The 24,910-nt window shown below is 40.6% G+C and carries 15 protein-coding genes; 2 read left to right on the top strand and 13 right to left on the bottom strand.

Features of this window, described 5'->3' with window-relative positions; translation table 11 throughout:
- Positions 1 to 184: 184 nt before the first annotated feature.
- From CTY48_RS19375 to CTY48_RS19320, 12 genes are all read right to left on the bottom strand, one after another.
- Positions 185 to 8,272: a rhamnogalacturonan lyase family protein gene (locus tag CTY48_RS19375; RefSeq protein WP_099470067.1), complete on the bottom strand. Its 8,088-nt coding sequence runs from the start codon at positions 8,270 to 8,272 to the stop codon at positions 185 to 187.
- Positions 8,273 to 8,628: 356 nt separating this feature from the next.
- On the bottom strand, positions 8,629 to 9,102 hold the full coding sequence (locus tag CTY48_RS19370) for a methylglyoxal synthase (protein ID WP_099470234.1): 474 nt from the start codon (positions 9,100 to 9,102) through the stop codon (positions 8,629 to 8,631).
- A gap of 90 nt (positions 9,103 to 9,192) precedes the next feature.
- Positions 9,193 to 11,091, bottom strand: coding sequence for an ABC transporter ATP-binding protein (locus CTY48_RS19365; RefSeq protein ID WP_099470066.1), 1,899 nt, complete (start codon positions 11,089 to 11,091; stop codon positions 9,193 to 9,195).
- Complete coding sequence (locus tag CTY48_RS19360) at positions 11,091 to 12,818, bottom strand: ABC transporter ATP-binding protein (RefSeq protein WP_099470065.1); 1,728 nt, start codon at positions 12,816 to 12,818, stop codon at positions 11,091 to 11,093. The genes CTY48_RS19365 and CTY48_RS19360 overlap by 1 nt, the downstream gene beginning before the upstream one ends.
- A 13-nt stretch (positions 12,819 to 12,831) precedes the next feature.
- Positions 12,832 to 13,275, bottom strand: a complete 444-nt coding sequence (locus CTY48_RS19355) for a MarR family winged helix-turn-helix transcriptional regulator (RefSeq protein ID WP_099470064.1) — start codon at positions 13,273 to 13,275, stop codon at positions 12,832 to 12,834.
- Between the two features lie 162 nt (positions 13,276 to 13,437).
- Positions 13,438 to 14,118 (bottom strand): GntR family transcriptional regulator, encoded by a 681-nt coding sequence (locus tag CTY48_RS19350; RefSeq protein ID WP_099470063.1) that lies wholly within the window; start codon positions 14,116 to 14,118, stop codon positions 13,438 to 13,440.
- A gap of 93 nt (positions 14,119 to 14,211) precedes the next feature.
- Positions 14,212 to 15,231: an alcohol dehydrogenase catalytic domain-containing protein gene (locus tag CTY48_RS19345; protein ID WP_099470062.1), complete on the bottom strand. Its 1,020-nt coding sequence runs from the start codon at positions 15,229 to 15,231 to the stop codon at positions 14,212 to 14,214.
- 17 nt (positions 15,232 to 15,248) lie between these two features.
- Complete coding sequence (locus CTY48_RS19340) at positions 15,249 to 16,184, bottom strand: ABC transporter permease (RefSeq protein ID WP_236355043.1); 936 nt, start codon at positions 16,182 to 16,184, stop codon at positions 15,249 to 15,251.
- Positions 16,181 to 18,634 carry an ATP-binding cassette domain-containing protein gene (locus CTY48_RS19335; protein WP_180272789.1) on the bottom strand — a complete coding sequence of 818 codons (2,454 nt, stop codon included), beginning with the start codon at positions 18,632 to 18,634 and terminating at the stop codon, positions 16,181 to 16,183. The genes CTY48_RS19340 and CTY48_RS19335 overlap by 4 nt, the downstream gene beginning before the upstream one ends.
- A gap of 4 nt (positions 18,635 to 18,638) precedes the next feature.
- Positions 18,639 to 19,439 carry a cyclase family protein gene (locus CTY48_RS19330; RefSeq protein WP_236355042.1) on the bottom strand — a complete coding sequence of 267 codons (801 nt, stop codon included), beginning with the start codon at positions 19,437 to 19,439 and terminating at the stop codon, positions 18,639 to 18,641.
- A gap of 72 nt (positions 19,440 to 19,511) precedes the next feature.
- Positions 19,512 to 20,615: an ABC transporter substrate-binding protein gene (locus tag CTY48_RS19325; protein ID WP_099470061.1), complete on the bottom strand. Its 1,104-nt coding sequence runs from the start codon at positions 20,613 to 20,615 to the stop codon at positions 19,512 to 19,514.
- A gap of 277 nt (positions 20,616 to 20,892) precedes the next feature.
- The gene (locus CTY48_RS19320) at positions 20,893 to 22,611 is read right to left on the bottom strand and encodes an oleate hydratase (protein WP_099470060.1); all 1,719 of its coding nucleotides are present in this window, start codon (positions 22,609 to 22,611) and stop codon (positions 20,893 to 20,895) included.
- Between the two features lie 166 nt (positions 22,612 to 22,777).
- Here CTY48_RS19320 and CTY48_RS19315 point away from each other — a divergent pair, with 166 nt between their 5' ends.
- Positions 22,778 to 23,146, top strand: coding sequence for an ArsR/SmtB family transcription factor (locus tag CTY48_RS19315; protein ID WP_099470059.1), 369 nt, complete (start codon positions 22,778 to 22,780; stop codon positions 23,144 to 23,146).
- 56 nt (positions 23,147 to 23,202) lie between these two features.
- Positions 23,203 to 23,868: a nitroreductase family protein gene (locus tag CTY48_RS19310; protein ID WP_099470058.1), complete on the top strand. Its 666-nt coding sequence runs from the start codon at positions 23,203 to 23,205 to the stop codon at positions 23,866 to 23,868.
- Positions 23,869 to 23,968: 100 nt separating this feature from the next.
- On the opposite strand, the gene CTY48_RS19305 is transcribed toward CTY48_RS19310, so the two are convergent.
- Positions 23,969 to 24,898, bottom strand: coding sequence for a GDP-L-fucose synthase family protein (locus tag CTY48_RS19305; protein ID WP_099470057.1), 930 nt, complete (start codon positions 24,896 to 24,898; stop codon positions 23,969 to 23,971).
- Positions 24,899 to 24,910: the final 12 nt, after the last annotated feature.

The following is a 24,910-nucleotide window of genomic DNA, read 5'->3' as shown; positions in this document are numbered from 1 at the left end:
TTTTACAAAATCAAACAAGCTATTTCACAATTTTCTTCCCTATTTTTGCTGTCAATTAATCATTTTTGAGGTTGAGAATCAATATTAACTTGCATTCGTGCGCATAAATTTCCTATTATATAAAAAATGCACCGTTCATTCCTATGAATGAACGGCACATCTTCTTTATATTTCTCTTTTGGTTTTACTTCTTAATCTGTACTTTCTTTACTGAACTGTATTTTCCGTAAACTTTATTTCCGGATGGGTCTACCTTGTATGCTCTTACTTTTACATAGTAGGTTGAGCCCTTTGTCAGATTCTTAATTGTTGCACTCTTCTTTGCCAAAACAGTCGTCACGTTATTCTTAAACTTGCTGTCCGTTGAGTAAACAATCTCGTAACCCTTTGCTTTGCTTACCGCATTTGTGGTTACTTTCATTGCGCTCTTTCCGGAGTTGGTAACACTCTTAATGCTTGCTTTGTCAACGGTTATCTTTTCCCATTTTGCATAAACCGTAACTGCCTTCTTCGTGCCCTTCTTAATCTGTGTTATCTTTGTCTTAAATTTACTGTCTGTGTACCAGCCCTTAAAGGTATAGCCGCTTCTGGTCGGTGTCTGTAGCTTCACAGCTTTATTTCCCTCAAAGCCGGATAGATTTTTAGCATTGTTTTTACCGCCATTAAGCTTATAGGTAATCTTATAACCTACCGTTATCTTCACGGATGCTGCCACGCCGCTTCCATCTGCTGCTGTCGCTGTAATTGTAACAGTTCCGTTTTTCTTTCCTGTCACAACACCGCTTGTACTTACTGTTGCAATTTTACTGTCAGAGGATGACCACAACACAGTTTTCACTGCTGCATTCGTCGGCTCTGCCGTTGCTGTCAGTGTGTTGGTTGTGCCAATGCCGATAATCGAATCATTTCCGCTGATTGCTATCTTTGATACTTTAATTGCATTCCATTTTGCATAAAGAATGGTGGCTCCTGTAACCTTATCACTCTTGAAATTCCATTTTGTGAGGAATGAGTTCTCTTTGTACCAGCCGCCGAATGTATAGCCTGTTCTTGTCGGTGCTTTTGGCTCTGTTACAAGTTTTCCTGACTCTATGGTCTGGGAAGCAGTTGCACTTCCTCCGTTTGAGTTAAACGCTACAGTATAGTTTTCTACTACTACGTCCTTTGTCCAGTTTGCATATAACACGGTATCTGCCGTAATCTTATCTGCCCCAAAATCCCATGCCGTCACAAATTCAGAGTCCTTGTACCAGTCTTCAAATGTGTAACCTTCTCTTGTCGGTATTTCCGGCTTCGTCACAAGTCCATCCTTTTCGATTGTCTGATCTGCCACCGCACTTCCGCCATTTGTATGAAATGATACTGTAAACTTCTCTTTCTCCGGATCTGTCGGAGTGGTAGATGCTTCAATCCAGTTTGCATACAGTACGGTATCTGCTGTAACTTTGTCTGCTGCAAAATTCCATACCGTTGTAAATTCAGCATCCTTGTACCAGCCTTCAAAAGTATAGCCTTCCTTGGTCGGTACTGTCGGCTCAGTTACAAGCCCATCTTTTTCTACTGTCTGAGTTGCTACTGCGCTTCCGCTGTCTGTATCAAATGTTACGTCAAACTTTGTTTTCACCGTACGGATTACTACAGCTCCGATACGAGAGTTACTGTTTGTAAATGTAATGTTCATCTGTTTGTCTTTAACACTTACATTGAATGACTGAACTGCATATTTACCTGCTGCGGCACTAAAATTATATGCCACGCCTTCAATCAAGCCCTGCGCATTGCTCTTTAGTTCAGAGTTACACATGATTTCAACAACATAATCTCCGTTAGGAAGGTCTACCTTAAATTCTTGACCGCTTAAAAGTGCAAAGTCATGGTATACTTTTGTCGGCATCGGATAATTGTCATCCTGATGGGTATAGGAGGTTTCCGTTCTTCCCTGGAAGCTGGCTGCTTCTACAAATCCGTATCCCTTTTCTTTTGTATATTCAATTCCTAATTCTACTACACTTTTTGTTCCGCCCTTAATATTGGTCGTGACACCTGTCCAGCCATCTTGTACCATTGTTTTATCAATACCAAAATCAAATTTGTATAATGCTGGGTATGCTACTACTCTTGCAATCTGAGAAACCGCTACATCATCCACGCTTCCCTTGATTGTAATCACACCTGCCTTGGACGTATCCACCGCTATAAGATTCCAGTCAATTTCCTCCGTTCCGGTATTGCCGCTTGCATATTTCACTGCAATGGTGGAAGGCAAATCACTCGTCGTCATCTCATCATTTATTAAAATTTCAATTGGTTCAAAAGTTCCTGTTACTGCTGTTACATAATCATTTACGATAACAACATTAACTGAAATTTCAACATTGGACTCGTCTTCCACTTCTGCTGTCATCTTATAGGTTCCCAGTTTATTATTATCATAGGTTCCATTCCATTTAACTACGTTAACTAACTTTTTCGTACCATTTAAATATGTAACTTCTACCGTAGACGGTAAAGTCACAGTATTTCCGATTACTGTTTTAATATCACTAATTGCCGTATACGCTGTTATTGCATTTTCAATAACCTTAAGAGTTACTTCTACCACTTCATCGTATCCAGAAACAGTTGCATACACCTTATAAGTTCCCGGTGTTGAAAGATCAACTTCTGAAACATCCCATGCAACGTCAGCTTGTACTTCGTTATCATTGGAATCAACTACTGTTACTGTCGTAGGAAGAAGACTTGCAACTGTCTGACCTTCTGCTAAAGCAGTATCCTCTACGATATCAGCCAGAGTAAGCGCTTTTACTTCTTTTACATCCACCAATGTGTTTGCACTGGATGTTCTTGACATAAAGGAAGTTTTGTTATCTATGATTGCTGCTACTTTATACACATAGCCGGTTCCACCCTTTGCTGTAGTATCCTTATAAACATATACCGTGTTTTCGCCGGAGGTTCCGTCTTTTACGATAAGGTCATTATTTTGGATCGTTGCCACTAAGGAGTAATCCTCACTGCCTGTGACTGTACGATACACTTCATAGCCTTGTATTTCATGTCCGTAGGTTCCATCATTTGCCGGTGTAAAGTTAATCGTTACGGAATTCTTTGTTGTTTCTGCTACAGAAACCTGAGCAGTAATAACACTATCTGATAACAAATAACTTAAGCTTTGCACCTGATTGTACCCTACATTCTGCCAAGCAACACCTTCACGGTATGCTAAGTTTTCCAACAGACAAGGAACCACATAATCAGTTTGAATCGTTGTTGTATATACTCTGATCTTGCTGTTATCTGCTGCACTTCGAAGTATCATTTCTTCTCTCCAGTCACCCAGAATATCTGCAATTAATCCCGGATTTCCTTTTGTTCCGTTAGAAGTAAATACCTCAGATGATTCAAAATTTATCACTTCTTTGCCTGTCTCATAATCCCAATCAGATATGGTTGTTGTAAGAGGGACATAAGCTGTTGTATCAAATGTATGGTCAAATATTTCAGACAGCAAATCTCCATCCCAGAATATTGCAGCATTTGAAGCAGGTGAAGAATTTGAAATTGTTATAAGTTTTTCCAAAGTTGAAGAGCTTGAATATACCCCGCCTGTTTTGGAATTCCAAGCAGGTTCGTCACTTGAAACATAACTTGGTGACGCAATAGACCAAAATTCGGCTTGTGGATAGGTCGGGTCGATATCTGCTGCTACTCCACGTCCCGTATCTTTACCTGTGTAATAACCCATTAAGATTTCTCCGGTTTCTGCATCATGGATTTCTACATGGTAAGCCGCATTGTCATGCTCATGCACTTGCATAATTTCTAATCCATCATTCCATTTAACCCAGTCAGAAACATGCATTGCATCTCCATGCCCAAGTCCTGTGGTATACATCAAAGAACCATCGTGATCTATCGTTACAGAACCATAGATAATTTCGTCTTTTCCATCATTATCTACATCATTAATGCTAAGATTATGAAAGCCCTGTGCTTCAATTTCTTCTTGTGTATATTCTTCTAATAAATTATTTGTATCAAATTCCCAAGTGGTGGCAAGCTTATCGCCTATATTGTCGTTGTCTGTATCCAACAGATTATATGCTGTCACGGTCATTCTTGTATAATACCCGCGGCTGAATATTGCTGACGGAGTTTCTCCATCTAAATATGCCGTTGCTGACAAGAAACGATCTACTCTGTTTCCATGGGAGTCTCCCCAAGCTGAAACAGTTCCTCTTGCAGGAAGATAATCTGTTGTATCTAAAATAGTTCCATCATCATCAAACATGGTCAGATATTCCGATCCGTTTAAGATATATCCGGAGGAATTTCTATAATCATTTGCACTGCTGATGGTATTTGTTGGAAGTGCATCGGTGTTGCATGCTCCCACATATCCGGTTTCTACTAAGCCTGTATCTGTTCCATCAGTACTCTGGTAAATCGTTGTACCATCTGCTGTCTTAGCTGCTAATTCCGCCTTGCCGTCTCCGTCATAGTCCCATACTTGGAATTGTGTATAGTGAGCACCGGAACGGATATTAACTCCAAAGTCAATTCTGTATAAAAGTTTAACTGCGCCCGTTGACATATCAATATCATAAGCATCGATAAATGTCTTTCCTGTATAACCTGCTACTGAATTATCCTGTGCATTTGACGGATACCATTTTACAAACAACTCATAATCTCCGTCTCCGTCTACATCACCTACTGACATATCATTTGCTGTGTAGGTACAGGTTGTTGCATCCGGCATTGTTTCATCTGCCGGTTTATATAACTGTAATTCAAGATACTGGTTATCCCAAGCCTTTGTTTCTTTTGGCTGTAATCCAAGTGAACCGTCGTTGCTTCCCACTACCTTGTACACATCACCTACTTTGCCTCCTTCATCTACAAGGTTGGTAACCTTGATGTCAGAAGCAATCGGGGTATCGTTTCTGTATACGGTAAAGGTTGTAGTCACGTTATTATCACCGTCAAAATCAGCTTCAAAGGCTCTCCAGCTTACATAAACTCCGCTTGTATATTCATTTCCCTCTGAATCTGTCGCAGATAGACTAGTGTCAGCTCCTGCATCTCCTGCAAGGTTTACTGCTACTATACCTCTGTCTGTTAACTTTTCCGGTGCTGAAGCTACTAATTCTCCGGTAATCGGTGTCTGGCATGCTGCAGATAATTCACCTACTCCACCTTTATTTTTTCCTTGAACCTTATAGTAATAGTGGATATTTGTTGTTAAATCACTGCCTGTATCGGTGAAACTTGCAGTTGTACTTGTTCCTACTTTTGTAAATTCTTTAAAGCCCTTCTCGCCTTCTGCTTTTGAAGAGCGATAAATAACATATGATGATGCATCACCAGCATTATCCCATGACAGGGTAATAGAACCGTTTTGTGCATTGTCACATTTTACATTTTGAGGCGCTACCGGAACAGGAACTGATAGATCAATCATTTTAATTTCTATCGTATTACTTGGACCACTTTCAGCTCCTCCTGCAGTTACTGCTGTTACATAATACTGATAAGTTTCTCCTGATACTGCGGTCATGGCAAGAGCATCCAAATTATTTATATCCGCTGCCTGAATTTTCTTTATCACAGAGAACTTTTTATCTGTAGCAGTAGCTTTCTGATATACATTATAATATGCTGCTTCATCAATTCCCATAAAGCTGATTAAGAAAGTGGACTGAAAATCTCCAATTTCCAATTCATTCTCATTATAGGTTAATTGAGTCGGTGTTCCTAAAATCGGTGTTACTTCCATACCGTTGATATACGCATTGGTTCCACCGATACCGATATTTAATTGTCCGTCTGCAACTCGAACGGTTGCTGTCATACTTGCCAATGCTAGTTTTGTGGAAATGGTACCAATAGATTTTCCTTCTCCCGTGTAACTTGCCTTAATGGTACTTGTTCCCGGAAGTAAATCACAAGCATATATCGTTACTTCATAATCTCCATTTGGAAGATCTAATGCAAATTCTGATGCTCCAAGACAAAAATCGTCTGCTAAGGCAGAAGAATCTGCATTACCATTATTTGCACGATTTCTTGCTGCTCCTGGTGCTGTAATAAAACCATATCCAACTGATGCTGAGTACATGGTCTTTTCTGTTATTTCGGTCCAGCCTTCCATTACGTTTGAACTGGTAGATAATCCAAAGTCAAACTTATAAGCTGATGACTTTGTAGTAACCGTAATTTTATCAGATAAAGTACCTAAGCCTAATTCATTAAAGCCTGCAACTGCATATACATAAGTTTTTCCGCCTGCACAAGCAGAATCCGTGTAGCTGTTTTTAGAACTTACGGAATATTTTGTTGCAGATGAAAAGTCAACATCATCCGCAGTCTGACCTTCAGTAAGCTCTTGACGGAATATGTAATACAACTCTGCGTCTGAGGCAGCATCCCAAGTCATAGAAATACTGGAAGCTCCGATTGTGGTAGTTGCTAAATTAGCCGGTGTAGCTGGCACATTTTCCGGTAATGTAAGCTTTACCGTTGATGCAAGTTCTGCCAACTTATCATTATCTTCAATTCCCTTTGCAACACACTGTGCAAATTTGTATGCACCATATTGTTGAAGATGAGTTGAATCAGATACTCCTCCTGCATAATAACCGCTATACTCTCCTGCCGCTAACATAAGAAACAGGGATTTTGCACCTTCGATACCGAAATTATTACAAAGATCAATTGATAACTGTGTTAAATCAACTAACGGAACGTCTTGTTCGTCTGCAATCTTCTTCATTACTTGTCTGTAAGCTTCAAAGTTGCTTGCAAAGCTGTCTAACTCTCCGCTTTCTGTTGTCGTATAGCTATATCTTGCAACCGGAGTAACTAAAACGCAAGTCGCTCCTCTTTGTGTTGCTCCGTCTACATAATACTGCATCCATTTTTCAAAATCTGCTGAGGATACATATCTGTTTGGTCTTGAACTAGTTGCATCATTGTGTCCCCATTGAACTAACAGGTAGTCTCCCGGTTTTACATCTTCGAGTAAATCGTCCAGCTTGCCTTCTTCTATGAAGGATTTAGAACTTCTTCCTCCGATTGCTCTATTTTCAATTATAACATTTTCAGTTTCATAAGTTTGGCTCTGACTGTAATCGCAATCATCACATTCACGCTCATCTACAAGCTCACCAAAGAACTTGTATAATTCCTGGCCCCATCCGCTTTGTGGATAGTAAGAAGCTTCATAAGTCTGAACGGTTGAATCGGAAGCAATAAAAATAGTAGGCTTGCTTCCTGCTTCATTTTCCACTTTTTCAAAGCTTACACTTTTAACATATACTGTCTTTGTTGATGCTGTTGCCTCTGTAGTCGCAGAGCTTGTTCCTAAAAATTTCAGATTAAGCACGCCGTCTACTAAGCATGCAGTAAACTCAACATTTTTTGTTTCTCCTGCTGCTACTGTAATGGCACTTTCCTTTGTGATATCTTCTGCCTCTACATAAGCTGAAATTTCACTGCTCGTTGGATTAACCAAAGTTACTGTTACATCGTAGTTAGCTGAATCCAAATTAAAATCCAAAGTAGAAGTATTTTCGTAGGTATAAATACCATAACCGGTGCTTTCTGTTTCTGTCCACACCTTACTGGAAATAGCTGCATAACCATCACCATTTTCTACATAAGAAGCTGCTCCCGTTGTAACGGATGCCTCTCTTGGATAGTAGACACCGGATATCCATCCTTGTGCTTCATTCGGATAAGCTGCATCACTAAAACCATATCCAACTGCATCATCAAAAAGAGTCTCTTTTGAGATGTCTTTTCCATTTCCCAAATTATAGGTTTTTTGTGCTGCCAATACCTTTTCGCCTGACTTTTGGGCATCTACCGTCAAACTCTTTTCAGCCTCATCTGCAGAATCTGTAGTCTCGCTTTCATTTTCTGCTGTTTCTGTAGTATTTGTTTCTGTACTACTTGTCTCATCCGTATCTGCCACTGGCTCCGTTGTGGTTGTTTCCGTTACGGATTCATCTGTAGCTTCTGAAGCTGTTCCTTCGGTAGCTGTTGTTTCTGTACTACTTGTATCAGTAGTCGTATCTTCCGCAGCCGTTTCATCCTGGGCGCTTGCTTCTTCTGCCTCATTTGTTTCAGTGTTTTCTGTTGTCACTTCCTTGGCATATGCCGTCATGGATGATGTTAGCAGATTGCTTCCCACCAGCGCAACTACCAGCACCATCACCAGCATATTCTTTAAATAACGATGAATCTTTTTCATTTTGGGTATCATAAAGAATACCTCTCCTCTCCGATTGTATTTTTTTACTACATTCGGAGCATACTATCTTTTATTTTTATTCTCAATAATCAATTTTGATTGTGCTTATCATTTTTGTCCCTCTATTTTTTTGTTGGTTATACCACATTTTTACATTGTTTTCATTTTTTTCATTATTTTTTTATTTTTATTTTCTCTAAAAACCTTATCATTTTTTCTTGGTTTTTATTGTTTTCGGACCCTATAATAATCATTTTTAACCATGAAAATCAAATTTAAGTTGCGTTTTTCGTAATTTTGACGGTTAAATCACAAAAAAATCACCTGCCATTCGTCCATTTGAATAGCAGGTGACTTTTAAATTCTATTTACAGGGTGTTTGCCCTATCTTTTATATTTTTGCTGAAATTAATAACCTGGTGCTCATATACCTCATTGATATAAGGGGAGGTGATGATAAAGTCGGCTGTCGCCTTGTTGTTTGCAATCGGTATATCATATACTTGTGCAATTCGAAGAAGCGCCTTCACGTCCGGATCATGGGGTTGTGCCGTCAACGGATCGGAAAAGAAAATAATCAAATCAATTTTTCCCTCAACAATTTTGGCACCAATCTGCTGGTCTCCTCCAAGCGGTCCGCTGTTATAACCTCTTACCGGCAAGCCAGCTTTGTCCGTTATCATTCTTGCCGTTGTTCCTGTTCCACAAAGTGTATGGTTTTTGAGCACTTCATAGTTGGCGATACACCAGTCAATCAGCTCGCTCTTCTTATTATCATGTGCGATTAAGGCAATGCTTTTACTTTTGTTCAGCGCCAGTGTTATATATTCTTCGTTTATCATAATTTCATCCTTTCTGTATATCATTACTACACCCATTATATATCATTTTCGCCCAAAATCCTATATATTTTTGATAAAATCGCCGTAGCATTAAGACAGCTCAAACGCTCCCGTGTAAAGCTGATAATATTTTCCTCTCTGTGAAATCAAGTCGTCATGGCTTCCTCTCTCAATAATTTCACCCTGTTCGAGCACCATGATAACATCCGAATTCTTGACTGTCGAAAGTCTGTGTGCGATGACAAATACGGTTCTGCCCTCCATGAGACGATCCATCCCTTGCTGTACAATCGCTTCTGTTCTCGTATCAATACTTGAGGTTGCCTCATCCAATATAAGCACCGGTGGGTCTGCAATTGCCGCCCTGGCGATTGCCAGAAGCTGTCTCTGCCCTTGAGAAAGACTTCCTCCGTCTCCTCTGAGCATGGTGTCATATCCCTCCGGAAGATGGCGTATAAAACCGTCCGCATTGGCAAGCTTTGCCGCTGCTACCACTTCTTCATTCGTAGCATCCAGCTTTCCGTAGCGTATATTATCTGCAACCGTTCCGGTAAACAGATGCGTATCCTGCAAAACAATACCCAGTGATTGTCTCAAATCCGGCTTGTGAATCTTATTGATGTTAATACCGTCATAACGGATTTTTCCGTCAATAATCGGATAAAATCGGTTAATCAGATTTGTAATCGTCGTTTTGCCTGCACCTGTGGAGCCTACAAAGGCAACCTTCTGTCCCGGTTTTGCGTAGAGTGTAATATCGTGCAATACTGTCTTTTCCGGCACATAGCCAAAATCCACATTTTCAAACACAACATCACCCAAAAGCTTCGTGTACGTCACATTGCCATCCTCATGAGGATGCTTCCATGCCCACATTCCGGTCCGCTTCTCTACTTCAACGATATTTCCCTCACTGTCTTCCGTGACATTGACAATCTTCACATAGCCGTCGTCCTCCTCTGAAGCCTCATCCATTACCCTGAAAATTCGCTCTGCGCCTGCAAGCGCCATGATAACGGAGTTAAACTGCTGCGACATCTGCGTAATCGGCATATTAAAGCTTCTTGTCAATTGCAGGAAAGAAGCAAGTCCTCCCAACGTGAAACCTCCAATTCCCTGTATTGCCAAAAGAGAGCCTATCACTGCTACGAGAACATAGTTTAAGTAGCCCAGATTTCCCATAATCGGCATCAGGATATTTGCAAATATATTTGCATTGTTCGCACTGTCAAAGAGCTTATCATTCAACTTATTAAATTGTCTCTGCGCTTCCTCTTCATGGCAAAATACTTTTACAACCTTCTGCCCCTCCATCATCTCCTCGATATAGCCATTCACCATACCCAAATCCTTCTGCTGGGCGCCGAAATACTTTCCGCTCTTTCCTCCCACATTCTTTGTAACCTGAAGCATGATAACAACCACGAGTGCAGATACAATCGCAAGAGGAACGTTTAAGATAAGCATGGAGATAAATACACTGACAACCGTGACAATCGAGCTTAATAGCTGCGGTAAGCTCTGGCTGATCATCTGTCTGAGCGTATCTGTATCATTTGTATACAAGCTCATCAAATCTCCGTGTGCATTCCGATCAAAGAAAGGAATCGGAAGTGTCTCCATATGGGAAAACAAATCATCTCTTATCCTTCGCAGTGTACCCTGTGAAATCTGAACCATAATTCTGCTGTAGGCATAGGTGGATATAACTCCAACACAGTAAACAATACCCATCACACCGATTATTTTTAAAAGGGGTCCGAAATTTGGGCTGTCCGTTCCAAGCATCGGCACAATATAATCGTCAATTAAATTTTTCAACAGCAATGTTCCGATTACACTCGCCAATGAGCTGATTAAAATACAAACCGCTACAACGATAAACGGAAGCTTATACCCTTTAAAAATATAAGCAAGAAGTCTTTTTAATGTCTTTCCCGCATTTGCACTTCTCTTTGAAGGCGCTTGATTTTTATTATTTTCTGCCATTATGCATTCGCCCCCTTCACCTGTGATTCATACACTTCTCTGTATATCTGATTTTCTGCCAAAAGCTCTTCGTGCGTTCCGAAACCATCAATTCTGCCGTCATTTAAAATAATAATCCGGTCCGCATCTTGTATGGAGGAAATTCTCTGCGCAATGATAATCTTCGTCGTCTCCGGTATCTCCTCAATAAATGCCTTTCGAATCAAGGAATCTGTCTTTGTATCCACCGCACTGGTAGAATCGTCTAAAATAAGGATTTTGGGCTTTTTCAGCAATGCTCTCGCAATGCAAAGCCTCTGTTTTTGTCCGCCGGAAACATTGGTTCCTCCCTGCTCGATATAAGTCTCATACCCATCCGGCAGTTTCTCAATAAATTCACTTGCCTGTGCAAGCCGGCAGACTCTGATAATCTCTTCCTCTGTCGCATCCTGCTTGCCCCATCTTAAGTTCTCTTTAATCGTGCCTGAAAACAATACATTCTTCTGCAATACCATTGATACTTCATTGCGAAGTGTCTCAATGTCATATTCCCGCACGTCAACACCGCCAACCTTCACACTTCCCTGTATAACATCGTAGAGCCTTGGTATAAGCTGTACAAGGGAGGATTTCGCACTACCCGTACCGCCGATAATTCCGATTGTCTCACCAGATTTAATGGACAGATTGATATCGCTTAACACAAGCTTATCTAAATCATTGCTGTAGCTAAATGCTACGTCTTTCATCTCAATTGAGCCATCCTTCACCTTGAAGTTTGGCTTTTCTATATTTACCAAATCACTTTTTTCCTCAAGCACCTCAACGATACGCTCTGAGGAGGATCTTGCCATGATTACCATGACAAAAATCATGGATATCATCATAAGGCTCATCAAAATACTTGTCGCATAGGTAAAAAAGCTCATGAGCTGCCCGGTTCCCAAGGAGCCACCTACTATCAGCTTTGCGCCAAACCATGACAGGAGCATGATACAGGTGTACATTGTAAACTGCATAAGCGGGCTGTTTAATATAATAATTTTTTCTGCCTTTATAAATAATTCATACAGAACCCTAGATGCCTTTTCAAATTTTATAACCTCATGCTCTTCCCTTACATATGCCTTTACCACGCGAATACCGGTTAAGTTCTCCTGCACGCTGGCATTTAAGTCATCATACTTTTTAAACACCTGAACGAAATACGGGTGCACACCTGTCATAATGAAGTACAGGGCAGTTCCAAGGAAAATTGTCGCAATCAAAAAGATAACCGCAAGCCTTGCATTGATAATAAAGGACATAGCCATCGCACTGATAAGCATAAACGGTGCTCTCACACAAGTTCTGACAATCATCTGAAATGCATTCTGTACATTTGTGACGTCGGTTGTCAGTCTTGTAATCAATCCTGCCGTTGAATATTTATCAATATTTGAGAAGGAAAATTCCTGAATATTTTCATACATGCTCCTTCTTAAATTTCTTGCAAAGCCCGCCGATGCAGTCGCTGCAAATTTTCCCGCCAACGCTCCGCTCGCCAGAGATAACAGTGATATTACAACCATCACAACTCCGATTCTTATCACATAATTGATATCCCCGTTTTCAAGTCCCTTGTCAATAATGAGCGCCATCAGCGTCGGGATAATAATTTCAAATATTACTTCAAACATAATGAATACCGGTGTCAGAAAAGTATCCTTCTTAAATTCACCGATATAGCTGTATAGTTTTTTAATCATAGATTCCTCCGTTCTAATTTCCTTCCAATGTCTCTGCTATTTTTTCAGCCACCTGAAAAAAGTATTTTTTCTCTTCTTCTGATAATATCTGATTCAGTTTCTCTTCTCTTCTCTCAAGTGTATTGCCAATCATGGCATTTGCAGTCTTCGCCTTATCCGTTAAAACAATTTTTTTCAGTCTAGCATCTTCTTTTCCGCTCTCGCGCACAATATATCCGTTCTTTTCCAGCAGCTGTAAAACGCTTGTAACCGAGGACTTCCTGATGCGAAATTCCTTTTCTATATCCTTTTGAAAGACATCCCCTTTTTGGGTCTCCTCCTCCAGATGTTTTATAACGACCGCCTGCATTCTTGTAAGACCATGCTTTGCCGCTGCTGCGTCAAGGTCTCTTTTGAGTTGGTAGGATAAATCGATTATTACTTTACTTATACGTTTCTGTTCACATTTATCGTGCATAATTTCCCCTTTCTTATTAGTTTGATTTCTAACAGTTTAACTTCTAACTATTTTAATACAATATAGTTGAGTTGTCAACAAGTTATTTATTTTTTATATTACAAGAATTTCCTGTGATATAAAAAAACAGACGCCTCCGAAATTCAGAGTGCATCTGTTTTTTTACTTTTTAAAGTATTGAGGGTATTTCTCCCTCATCTGTGTTTGCTCTTCCAAGGAATAGCCGCTCAAATGCTTATCAATCGCACTTCTTGCCATTTCCTTGTCCTTATTTTTCACTGCCTCAACAATCGCTCGATGTTCATTCACAGTCTTACTGTCACGGATTGCGTTTAGACGCAAACTTCGTATCCTGTCAAAATGGATAGACAGATAATCTTTGACAAAAAATGCTGCTTCCTTGCCTCCGATTTCAAACAACTTCCTATGGAAATCATTGTCCTGTTCCAAAACTTGTGCTGCAGAGCCATTTTCCAAATACAACTCCTGCATTTTCAGCATTAGCTGTAACTCTTCAATATCCTGCTGCGTTGCTCTTTCACATGCCTCCTCAATTACGGCACGCTCAATCGCAAGCCGCACAAATCTGGCATCATTGGCAATCTCAAAATCTACATAAGATACCATGCTTCCGATCTGCGGATATACTTCTATTATTTTCTCATTGCTCAGCTCCAATATTGCTTCTCGTATCGGTGTTCTGCTTATCCCAAGCTGTGCTGCCAATTCGTTAATATTAATAGAAGAGCCCGGAGCCAAATCAAACGATATAATATTCTCTTTTATAACAGATAGTGCATATTCTCTTGCCGCTTCACCTGCATGTTTTCGACGTACTTTCATCCCGTATATCCTTTTTTCTTTTTTCTAAACTTCTCTATGTTAATATAATAGCGAATGGACATATTTCTGTCAACATCTTACATTTTATTATTTTTATTCAAAGGTCAAAACTACTTTTCGAATGGACGGATTTCTACTCTCAATAAAATCAAATGCCTTCTGGACATCCATGAATGGGAAAACATGGGATACGCTTCCATTTAAGTCAAGGCAGCCTTTCTGAATCAAATCTACGGCTTCCTGAAACTTTTCGTTCTGCAGTCGGGAACCTCTCACATCCAATTCCTTTGAGGTAATCGAATACTGTGTAACTTCTGTAGGCGACACGGAAAAGCCCATTGTAATTACTCTTCCTGCATTTCCTGTGACATTTAGAAGGTTTGCCAAAGAATCCTTGTTACAAACCGCATCAATTGATACCGTAGGTCCATAACCGCCCGTATATTCCTGAACCTTTTGCTCCAAATTCTCTTTTTTCAGGTTGATTGCGTAGTGTGCTCCGTTTTCCAGCGCCTCCTGAAGTTTTTCCTCCACCACATCTGCTACTATAATAGTAGCACCGGACAAACGTGCAATTTTTAAAATACTGCTCCCCAATGCACCACAGCCCAGCAGCAACAAATTATCCTCTTTCACAAGATTTGCTCTGGCGCAGCTTTGTATCGCAATTGTCGTCGGTTCAATCATAATCGCATCCTCATTCGATAATCCCTCCGGAATAAGATAACAGTCCTGTTCCGGAACAGCAATATACTCTTGATATCCTCCGTCAATATGTACTCCTCTTACCTTGAGATTTTGGCACACGTTTCCTCTTCCGTGCCTGCACGCATAACATTCACCGCACTTTACAACCTGATCCACGATGACTCTGTCCCCTACCTTTACCTTGCTTACATCGTCGCCGATTTCTTCTACGACACCTACCATCTCATGCCCTATTACTCTAGGATATACTGCTGCCGCATTTGTTCCATGATAAATTCCTACATCAGAGCCGCATATACCGGCAGCCTTCATTTTTATCAATACATTGTTTTCTTGTGTAATTATTGGTTTTTGCAGAGTAACCATTTTAATCTCATATGGCTCTACAATTTGTATTCCTCTCATAGTCATTTTCCTTTCCGCTATTTTTTCTTCGTTGCATTGCTGACAGAAGCTACCAAAATAAGTACCAAGAACGTACCTAAAATAAGCTTTTGCACTCCGGGTGACAGGTGTGCCGCATTTAAAAAGGTTGACATAAAGGACATCATCAACGCACCGAGACATACACCTGCTACATTTGACTTTCCTCCTGCCGCCGCAGTTCCTCCTACAAATGCCGCTGCAATCGACGGCAGAAAATAGGTTGAACCCATATCCTGGAAAGCACCTCCTATAAATGCACCGCACAATACTCCCGCGAAGCCGCAGAGGGCACCTCCCAGAGTAAATGCTGCTATTACAACGAAATTCACATTAATTCCTGTATATTTTGCTGCCAATCTGTTTTGTCCGGCTGCATGCAGTTGTTTTCCGTATTTGGTCTTGTATAAAAGCGCCGCAAGCAAAACTGCTACTACAATACAAATTACCGTCAACATGGAGAAGCCTTTCCAATTAGAGTTGATGAATGCTACAAAATCTGCATTTGGCAATGTTTTCATCTTAGGTGCTGCAAGGAGCACAATCGTAAATATAATGTAGCCCGTCGCCAAGGTTGTAATCATTGCCGGAACCTTTAAATAAATATTAATCAAACCGTTTGCCAAGCCGCACAGTGCTCCAACTAAAACCGCTGCCAACAGTCCGAGAAAAATATTTGTATTCATCAAATCACTGGATACATAGGCACATAAAGTTAAAATATATGTCTGGGATAAATCAATCGCACCGTCACCTCCGGTTACGACAATCATCTGAGCCAGCGCCAAAAGAAGCGCAAAGGTAGCAAGCTTACCGCTGGAAAACAACTGATTCATGCTAAACTTTCCCGAAACTGTCACAATTAAAACCCACAGTACAATAGAGCCTAAAAGCGGCCATATAAATTCATATCGATTTAACGTCTTTTTTATCATTTTACCGCCTCCTTTTTGTGGGAAATCAATTTAACTGCCAATACAAAAATCAAAATAAATCCGGTTACAGCCGTCTGGAAGTTAGAATCTATCTGCAATGAGGTAAGCAGCGTTGTAATAAAGGACATCGCAATTGCACCTGCCACAACACCTACCGGTGTCACACGCCCTCCTGCCATCTCACAGCCTCCCAAAATAATTGTTGCAATACTGAGCATACAGTAAGAAGCTGAGGCGTTGGCATCTGCTCCAAGACATACCGCCGTGAAGGACATACCTGCCAGGATAACCATAACTGCTGAAATACCGTAATTTGTCATCTTCGCACATAAATAGGACCAACCGGAACGCTCCACCGCAATTGGATTATTTCCGATTCCTCTGAGTATCATGCCGTATTTTGCACGGTATAAAACATACCATGCGATAAAAGCTGCCAATATAGAAATGATAATCGGCATCGGGATAACCGGGAACTTAAGTTTATAGACTGCCAGCAGCCATTCTGGTGCATATCCACCCGGAGTCGGGGCAAAAATCAGCGCAAAGCCGAGCCATATAAACTGTGCCCCCAAAGTAACCACAATAGCCGGAATATTTCTTAAATGTACCAAGGCACCCATAAGGGAATATGCTGCAATAAAAATAATTAAAGCTATAATTCCAAATACCGGATTGCTTGTCAGTAGCACCGCTATCAACACATTGACCAAACCGATTGAGTAGCCGTTTCCCATATCAATATCGCCGGAAACAACGATAAACATCTGTCCCAATGCAGCAAAAACAAGAGGCACGGCTGAGCCCATCAGCATACGAAGTCCAGAGTAGGATAAAATATTAGGATTTATTGCAGCATTGACTAAAATCATAATCAGCATTGTTGCAATAGGAAGCAGTGCTCTTGAGCTAAATAATGCAGACATACGGCTGCGTGTCTTCTCCTTGTTCTCACTCTTATGTACCACCTCCTTGAAGGAGGCTTTTACAATATTTGCCACGGTTATATCAGAACCTTTCAGTTCCTCCGTAATCTCTCCTTCATGCATAATATAAGCCCTGTCACAAATTTCAATTTCTGCATCCTCTGTACTATAAAGCAGAAAAGACTTTCCTTCCTTCTTCGCTTCCTCCAAAAGCCCATAAATATCCTGCTTTGTTCCAATGTCAACTCCCGCGGTCGGGTCGTTTAAGATAATCAGGTCCGCGCCTGATGCAATACCTCTTGCAATCAAAGCCTTTTGCTGATTTCCTCCGCTTAAGGACATAATCGGACTATGAATTCCCTCTGCTCTGAATTTTAATTTATCATACCAGTGCGTCGTCAAAGCCTCTGCCTTTTCCTTATTTAAAAACAATCCTTTTTTCACCTGATCTAAATTAGAAATCATAATGTTATTGTGAATATCCCACAGAGAAAAAATTCCTTCCTTGGCTCTATCACCACTCACATACGCCACAGTGGTATCCAATCGAATTCCGTTTTTATTATCTTTTCCGATACGCTTTCCTGTTTCAAAAATCGCATTGAGAAGCTGTGTCTGCCCGGAACCGACTAATCCTGAAATTCCTACAATTTCCCCTCTTTTTACTTCCATATTGATATCAAAAAGGGAATTCGTTGTCACGTTTTGCATCTTTAAAATGGTTTCTTCTACTGCTCCCTTTGCTGTCTGCTTTTCTACTCTGCTTCTCTTACTTTCTCCTCCAAGCATCTGTATCAGTTCATCGGTCTGTATTTCATTCGGATTACACTCTCCCATGTTTTGACCGTTTCGCATCAGTACAATCCTGTTTGACACCTCTTTAATTTCATCAAGCTTATGGGAAATATAAATAACAGCAATTCCTCTGCCACTTAATTCTTTTACTACCTTCTGCAATTGACGCGCCTTATCTGTGGACAGAGCCGAGGTTGGCTCATCTAAAATAAGCACCTTTAAGTTTTCCATCATAAGTGTTTTGCATATTTCTACAATCTGTTTTTCTGCCAATGACAGCTTCTCAACAGGCACCATAACATCAATATTATTATTGGGAAAATATTGCTCGAGCAAATCCTTTGCTTCCTGTTTTGCCTTTTTTCTCCATCCTCTTTTGCTCATAAGCTTATGGTCAACATTAAGCATGGCAAAATTCTCATATACGCTTAAATTGCTGCATAGAGACAAGTCTTGATAAGCACAGGAAATTCCCGCTTCTTTTGCTTCCTTTGTTGTGTACTTAGACAGCACCTGCCCGTTCACCTTAATCGCTCCGTCGGTAGGCGGCAAAACGCCCGTGATGACCTTCATAAGTGTGGACTTTCCCGCACCGTTTGAGCCAACAAGACCTATTACCTCTCCTTCATACAACTCTAAACTAACTTTCTGAAGCGCCTTTGTAACCCCGAAAAACTTATCTATCTCAATCAGCTCCATATAGGGAGCACGCTTTTCTTTCTCCTTCACACAATCACACTCCTTTTTTATCTGGTTCTACGAACGCCGTAATGCGGATTGGAGAGCCTGAGCCTCCTTTAAATTTGCTTGCCAAACCTATCACATAGGTAACAGGAGGTAATTTCTTTAAATTACACATATTTTCAATAATCGGAATATTATTTCCCAGTAAGATTTCATGGCACACATATTCCTTTACGCCAAAGGCATCCAAGGATAGTGTATCGCATCCCACTGCCAATACCTCTTTATCTAGAAAATATTTTGCTCCTTCTTCAGATAATCCGGGCCAGTCAGCTAAAAATTCTTCCCCTTCTCTTCCAAGTGCGTATTTCTCTTCCCATCCAAAACGGATTATAACAATATCCCCTTTTTGGATTTCTCCGTATTTTTCTTCAAATTCCTTTATTTCTTTTAGTGTCAGTACACCTTTGGGCGTAATATGCTCTGCATGCAGTACCACACCTCGTCCCATGACAGATGTAATATCCAACTCATCCACACCTCTGCCACCTGCGATAAAATGCTTCGGACTGTCTATATGTGTTCCGCTATGTTCTCCAATTGTTATCATCCGATGCATAGAAGTACCGCCCTGCTCATAGGTTTCATATACAACCGCACCATATCTCGGGTGCGTCGGCCATACAGGCATATTCTCTTCTAAGGTGTAACTCAAATCGATAATTTGAAAATTCTTTTTTACTTGTTCCATCATCGAAATAAATTGATTATCTATTGATACCATGTTATACCTGATGCTTCGCATCATTATCCCTTCTTTAGATACCTGTTTTTCTTGTTTCCTATTCAACCGTTTCCCCTTCTGTACGGATGTATCCGCCAGAAGGGGAAGGTCTATCTTTTGCAGAAACTATAACTTATTTTATTGGTAAAGATTTTCTCTTACCCATTCTCTGTCATAGGTTGGGCAAGAAATATCTTCATCTGCCACATCTGCATAATCGCCTACCTGCTCTGCTGTAACGATACCAAACGGATGAGTCATATCTTTCGGTACATCCTTGCCATCTAATATATCAATCGCAACATAAATTCCTGATGCGCCAATCCAAGGATTAGAGGAAACAGAAATAGTATCATATCCCTTTGGCGCGTTATTTGCCCACCATTTCAAGAAATATCCTCTGTTATCGCCGCCAATAATCGGTAAATCAAGGCCTGCTGATTCAAATGCCTGGACTGCCGCATAAGAGTCTCCACCCTGCGTTACAACACCATCTACCTTATCAAGGGTAGGAAGTACGGATGCTAATTCAGATTGTGCCTTTGAACCTGTCCAATCTGTGTAGATCTCTGCCACTACATTGACATCCGGATAATTTTCAAGCACCTGCGCTACTCCCTGATGTGCTATTTCATCAAATTGAGAGCCTGCTGTTCCTCGCAGCTCAATCAGATTACCTTTACCACCCATAGCCTTTACCACATATTCCGTCAAAGCACTCATCTGAGATATGGTATCGAAGTTAATCTGATAGCAAAGGTCTGCGGTAGAATCAACCGGTCCGTCGTTGATTATGATACATGGAATTCCTGCCTCTGAAGCTTCCTCAATCGCACCATTTAATGCGGTAGCTGAGCCCGGATCAATAATAATAGCATCTACTCCTTGTGTAATAAAATTCTGGATTTGCTGAACCTGTGTGGAATTATTCTGGTTTGCTTCTGCAATAATAAATTCACTGACCTCTCCGCTTGCCTTTAATTCCTCAATCGTTTCATTCATATAGCTTTCCATTTTTTGACGATAAGTATTTCCGTTATAGGAATTGGTAAAACCGATTACATAGCCCTTTCCTGATGATGCATCGGCGGCCGCACTGTCCTCGCTCTTTGCCCCTTCACTGGTATTTGCAGTATCTGTTGTGTTTGCATTGTCTGCAGTGCTGCTGCCGCATCCTGTTAAGGAAGCTGCCACCATTGACAAAGCAACAAGTGACGCAATAAATTTGTTTTTCTTTTTCATCTTACTTCTCCTTCTCTCTGTTTTGCAAAATGTCATTATAGATTTTGCAAGTTTTAACATTTTCTTCGACTCGAGGTTTTGTTTTATGTCTCTTTCGATACTAATATATTAGCATACTACTATATTTCTGTCTATATTAATAATATTTTTATTTTATTTTTCGTCATTTTGTTTAATTTATACTTCTTATTCTTGTCGATTATACACAAGAACCTTCCTATCATACAAAAAGAGGCTGTCACATGACAGCCTCTTTCTTCTATAATATATAAGCTCATTACCGGTACGCTGTCTTCAATGCCTTAGCCAAAACAATCGGATTCTTTTTAAATGGCGTTACCGGGCAAATTTTTACCTCTGGCAGTCCCAGAAGCTGATATACCGCAATCCTTGCAGCTCTCACAGAATATTCCTCTGTAAATACCATGTCTTCGGGAATTTCCACGAACTGACTTATCATAGCAAAATTTACAGAGGTTGGAGGCACTACCGGCGGGCGGTCTGTTTTTTTCCTCGGTTGAAACTGTGCGTCAATATAAGGCATCATACAAGGAATCACATTGACAATATCAGCTTTTATCTCCAATTCCTTTTCTTGCAGATGAAGATGATATAAAAGTTCTTCCAGAATTTCTTTTCCAGTGCAGTCTCTCATCGGCTTTTGTACATAGTTTCCCGCAGTATTTGTGTACAGCCCGTAACCCCAGAAAATATATTCATCGGCAGGCTGATTGATAAAATGTGGCTGCGCCGCAACCACAATGCTCATCAGCCAGTTTGAGTCCTTGAAAGTCATAAGCGCACCGCTTCCCGGAATATTTCCCGATATTTCTTCGATGAGCTTATGAAGCCAGTCGCTTTTGCAGGTGACCGTGAAGCTCTCCCAATTTGTTTCCTCCGGCTTTGAGAAAAAAGGTGCCGGGTTTCCAAGTACTTGTTTTTTTTCCGCAACCTTGCTCCACAGCTCCGCAGAAATTGGGTTTGTAGCCTCCATTTTAGCCGGGGTATTATAATCCCCAAGTGTGGCACAATCCGTCATGCAGCCATTCGTCATAAGACATAAATCCTTTTCCTTCAAATACACCACATCCTCTTCACCATTGCTCTCCAAATGGATACTTGTTGCAGTAATCGTGCTGTCATTTTGAAAATCAATGTCTTTTACAACACAGTTTGTAACAAAATTTACCCCCTTATCCTCCAAAAACTTTTTTATCGGAAGAATCACGCTATCATACTGGTTATAAGGTGTCCTTGTAACTCCTTCAAGCGTTTCAATCCGGCTGAATTCAAAGAGCATTCGTTCCATATATCGTTTAAACTCAAATAGACTGCTCCACTTTTGGAATGCAAATGTCGTCTGCCACATATACCAGAAGTTTGTCTCAAAAAAGTGCGGTGTCTCACGAAACCAATCCTGAATGGTCAAATCATCAAGCTGATCCTCCGGTGTCATCATAAGCTTTCCAAGAGCCATCCTATCCTCATTTTTAAAGCCCATGCTTGAAACGTTAACAATTTTCCCGTTCTTGTCAATCAATCTGGCTTTTGCACAAGTCGGATGTGCCTGGTCGAATTCCAATATCTCTTCCGTGACGCTTTTATGCGGCTTTTCCAGAGACGGAATCGTAGAAAAAAGTTCCCAGAAATTTTCATATGTCTCCTCATTCAGCATTCTGCCGCCTCTGCATACAAAGCCGTTTTCAGGCGTTCCCATACCGTCGTTGCTGCCGCCCAATATACTTTTCCCCTCATAAATAAAAATATTTTCTCCCTTGAAGTTGGCATCCCGAATGAGATATGCGGCTCCCGCCATACTAGCAAGTCCGCCTCCCACAAAATACGCTCGTCTGTCTTGGGGATCATAAGCCTTTATCAGTCTTTCTGCCCTCTTTATCTCCATATTTTTTGCACTCTTCTTTGCCGTATATACCGCTCCTGCCGCTGCCGCCGCTGTTGCTCCGACCGCCAGTGCCTTCACTGCTCGTTTTGCCATAGGTCATTTCTCCTTATTTTGTTTTTAGTATACATATTCTCTTAATTCCAGAAATTTATTCAGCTTTTATTTTATTCATCTTGATTTTCTTTACAGATAACTTATTTAAAAAAAACTATGATATAATACAAGTGTTCAAGTACTTAAACAAAACGAGGTGATAGTTATGCCAGAAAATACGTTAGAAGATATCAAGCAGCTTGAGGCAGAATTTAAATCCTGCCAAAAGACTTTAACTGCAATCGGGGACCAAACAAGGCAGCATTTGCTTTGCATCATGCTAAAAGGCGAATGTCATGGAAGCCGTGTGGTGGATATTGCTCAAAAAACTAATCTTTCAAGACCTGCCGTTTCCCATCACATGCAGATACTAAAGGATGCAGGAATTGTAAAGGTGCGAAAAGAGGGCACCTGTGTCTATTATTATCTTGATCCAACGGACAATGAACTGAATAATTTGATTATTCTTTTTCAGGATATAAAAAACATTATGAAGTATGTGCCAGATAGAAGTGGTGATCTTAATAATTTGTAACATATATTAGTGAGAGAACATACCCAAAATAACAGAAACCTTAGGAGGTAACAAAGATGGATTTATTCGAAGCAATTAACATAAGACATTCCGTCCGCGCTTATACGGACAAACGGATTGAGGGTGAAGTAAAAAAAGAGCTGCTGTCTTGTATCGAGCAATGTAATAAGGAAGGCGGTCTTCACATGCAGCTCGTTCTTGATGAGCCAAAGGGATTTGACGGAAGACTGGCACATTACGGAAAATTCTCAGGCGTAAAAAATTATATTGCAGTTGTAGGGAAAAAGGGCGAAGGTTTCGAAGAAAAATGTGGTTATTACGGAGAAAAAGTAGTTCTTTTGGCGCAAACGCTCGGATTGAATACCTGCTGGGTCGCTTTGACTTTCAGCAAAGTAAAATCAGCTTACCAGATTGAAGAAGGTGAGAAACTTTATCTTGTCATTTCTATCGGATATGGTGAAACGCAAGGCGTTCCTCACAAATCAAAATCGAGTGATTCCGTCATCAAATCAAACGGTGCCGCTCCTGAGTGGTTTCAAAAGGGTGTGGAAGCTGCACTTCTTGCTCCTACAGCGATGAATCAACAAAAATTTGTATTTTCACTGAATAAAGATATTGTATCAGCAAAAGCAGGGTTTGGTGTTAACAGCAAAATTGACCTTGGTATTGCTAAATATCATTTTGAAATTGGAGCTGGTATTGAGAATTTTAAGTGGGCTTAGTTTCAGGTTTCGGCACATAAATATAGGGAGGATTCTTCTGGAATCCTCCCTATATTTATATCAGAAGTCTGTCTCGGCAAATGTTCTGCCGTAACACACTTTATTTATGCCCTTTTAGGTAATCCTCATACGCAAACTTAATTCCTTCTCGAAGTTCCGTCTTATATTTCCATCCCAGACTCTCAAGCTTTCTCACATCCAAAAGCTTTCTCGGTGTTCCATCTGGTTTTGTCTTGTCAAAAACAAGATTTCCTTCGAAGCCTATAACCTCCTTGACAAGCCTTGCCAAGTCTCCGATTGCAATTTCTTTTCCGGTTCCGATATTGACCGTCTCATTTCCCGAATAGTTGTTCATCAGATAAATGCAGGCATCCGCCAAATCATCCGCATAAAGAAATTCACGAAGCGGTGTTCCGCTTCCCCATATGACAACCTCTGCCTCGTTATTTGCCTTTGCCAGGTGCATTTTCTGAATCATTGCCGGTAAAACATGTGAGTTGGTCGGATGATAATTGTCATTGATGCCATAGAGATTCGTCGGCATAACACTAATATAATCCGTGCCAAACTGCTTATTTAAATATTCGCAGTACTTCAGTCCCGATATTTTCGCTAAGGCATATGCCTCGTTTGTCTCCTCCAATTTGCCGCTGAGAAGGCAGTCCTCCGGCATCGGCTGCGGTGCCATTCTCGGGTAAATGCAGGAGCTTCCTAAAAACATCAATTTTTTTACCTGATTGTCATAAGCACTCTTAATTACGTTCATCTCGAGCATCATATTTTCATACATAAAATCTGCCGGATACTGGCTGTTTGCCATGATACCGCCAACTTTTGCCGCCGCTAAGAATACATAGTCGATCTGTTCCTCTGCAAAAAACTTCTCAACCTCATCCTGTCTGAGCAAATTAAGCTCCGCTCTGGTGCGTGTCACAATATTTTCATAGCCGTTTGCCTGTAACCCTCGTACAATCGCAGAACCTACCATTCCCCTGTGACCTGCCACAAATATTTTTGAATTTCTTTCCATTTTTCTGCCTCC

Origin of the sequence: Konateibacter massiliensis (assembly GCF_900184995.1) — a bacterium.
In the GTDB taxonomy this organism is placed as follows: domain Bacteria; phylum Bacillota; class Clostridia; order Lachnospirales; family Lachnospiraceae; genus Lachnotalea; species Lachnotalea massiliensis.
Note: the sequence above shows the minus strand (reverse complement) of the source record. Positions and strands in the feature narration are given on the sequence as shown.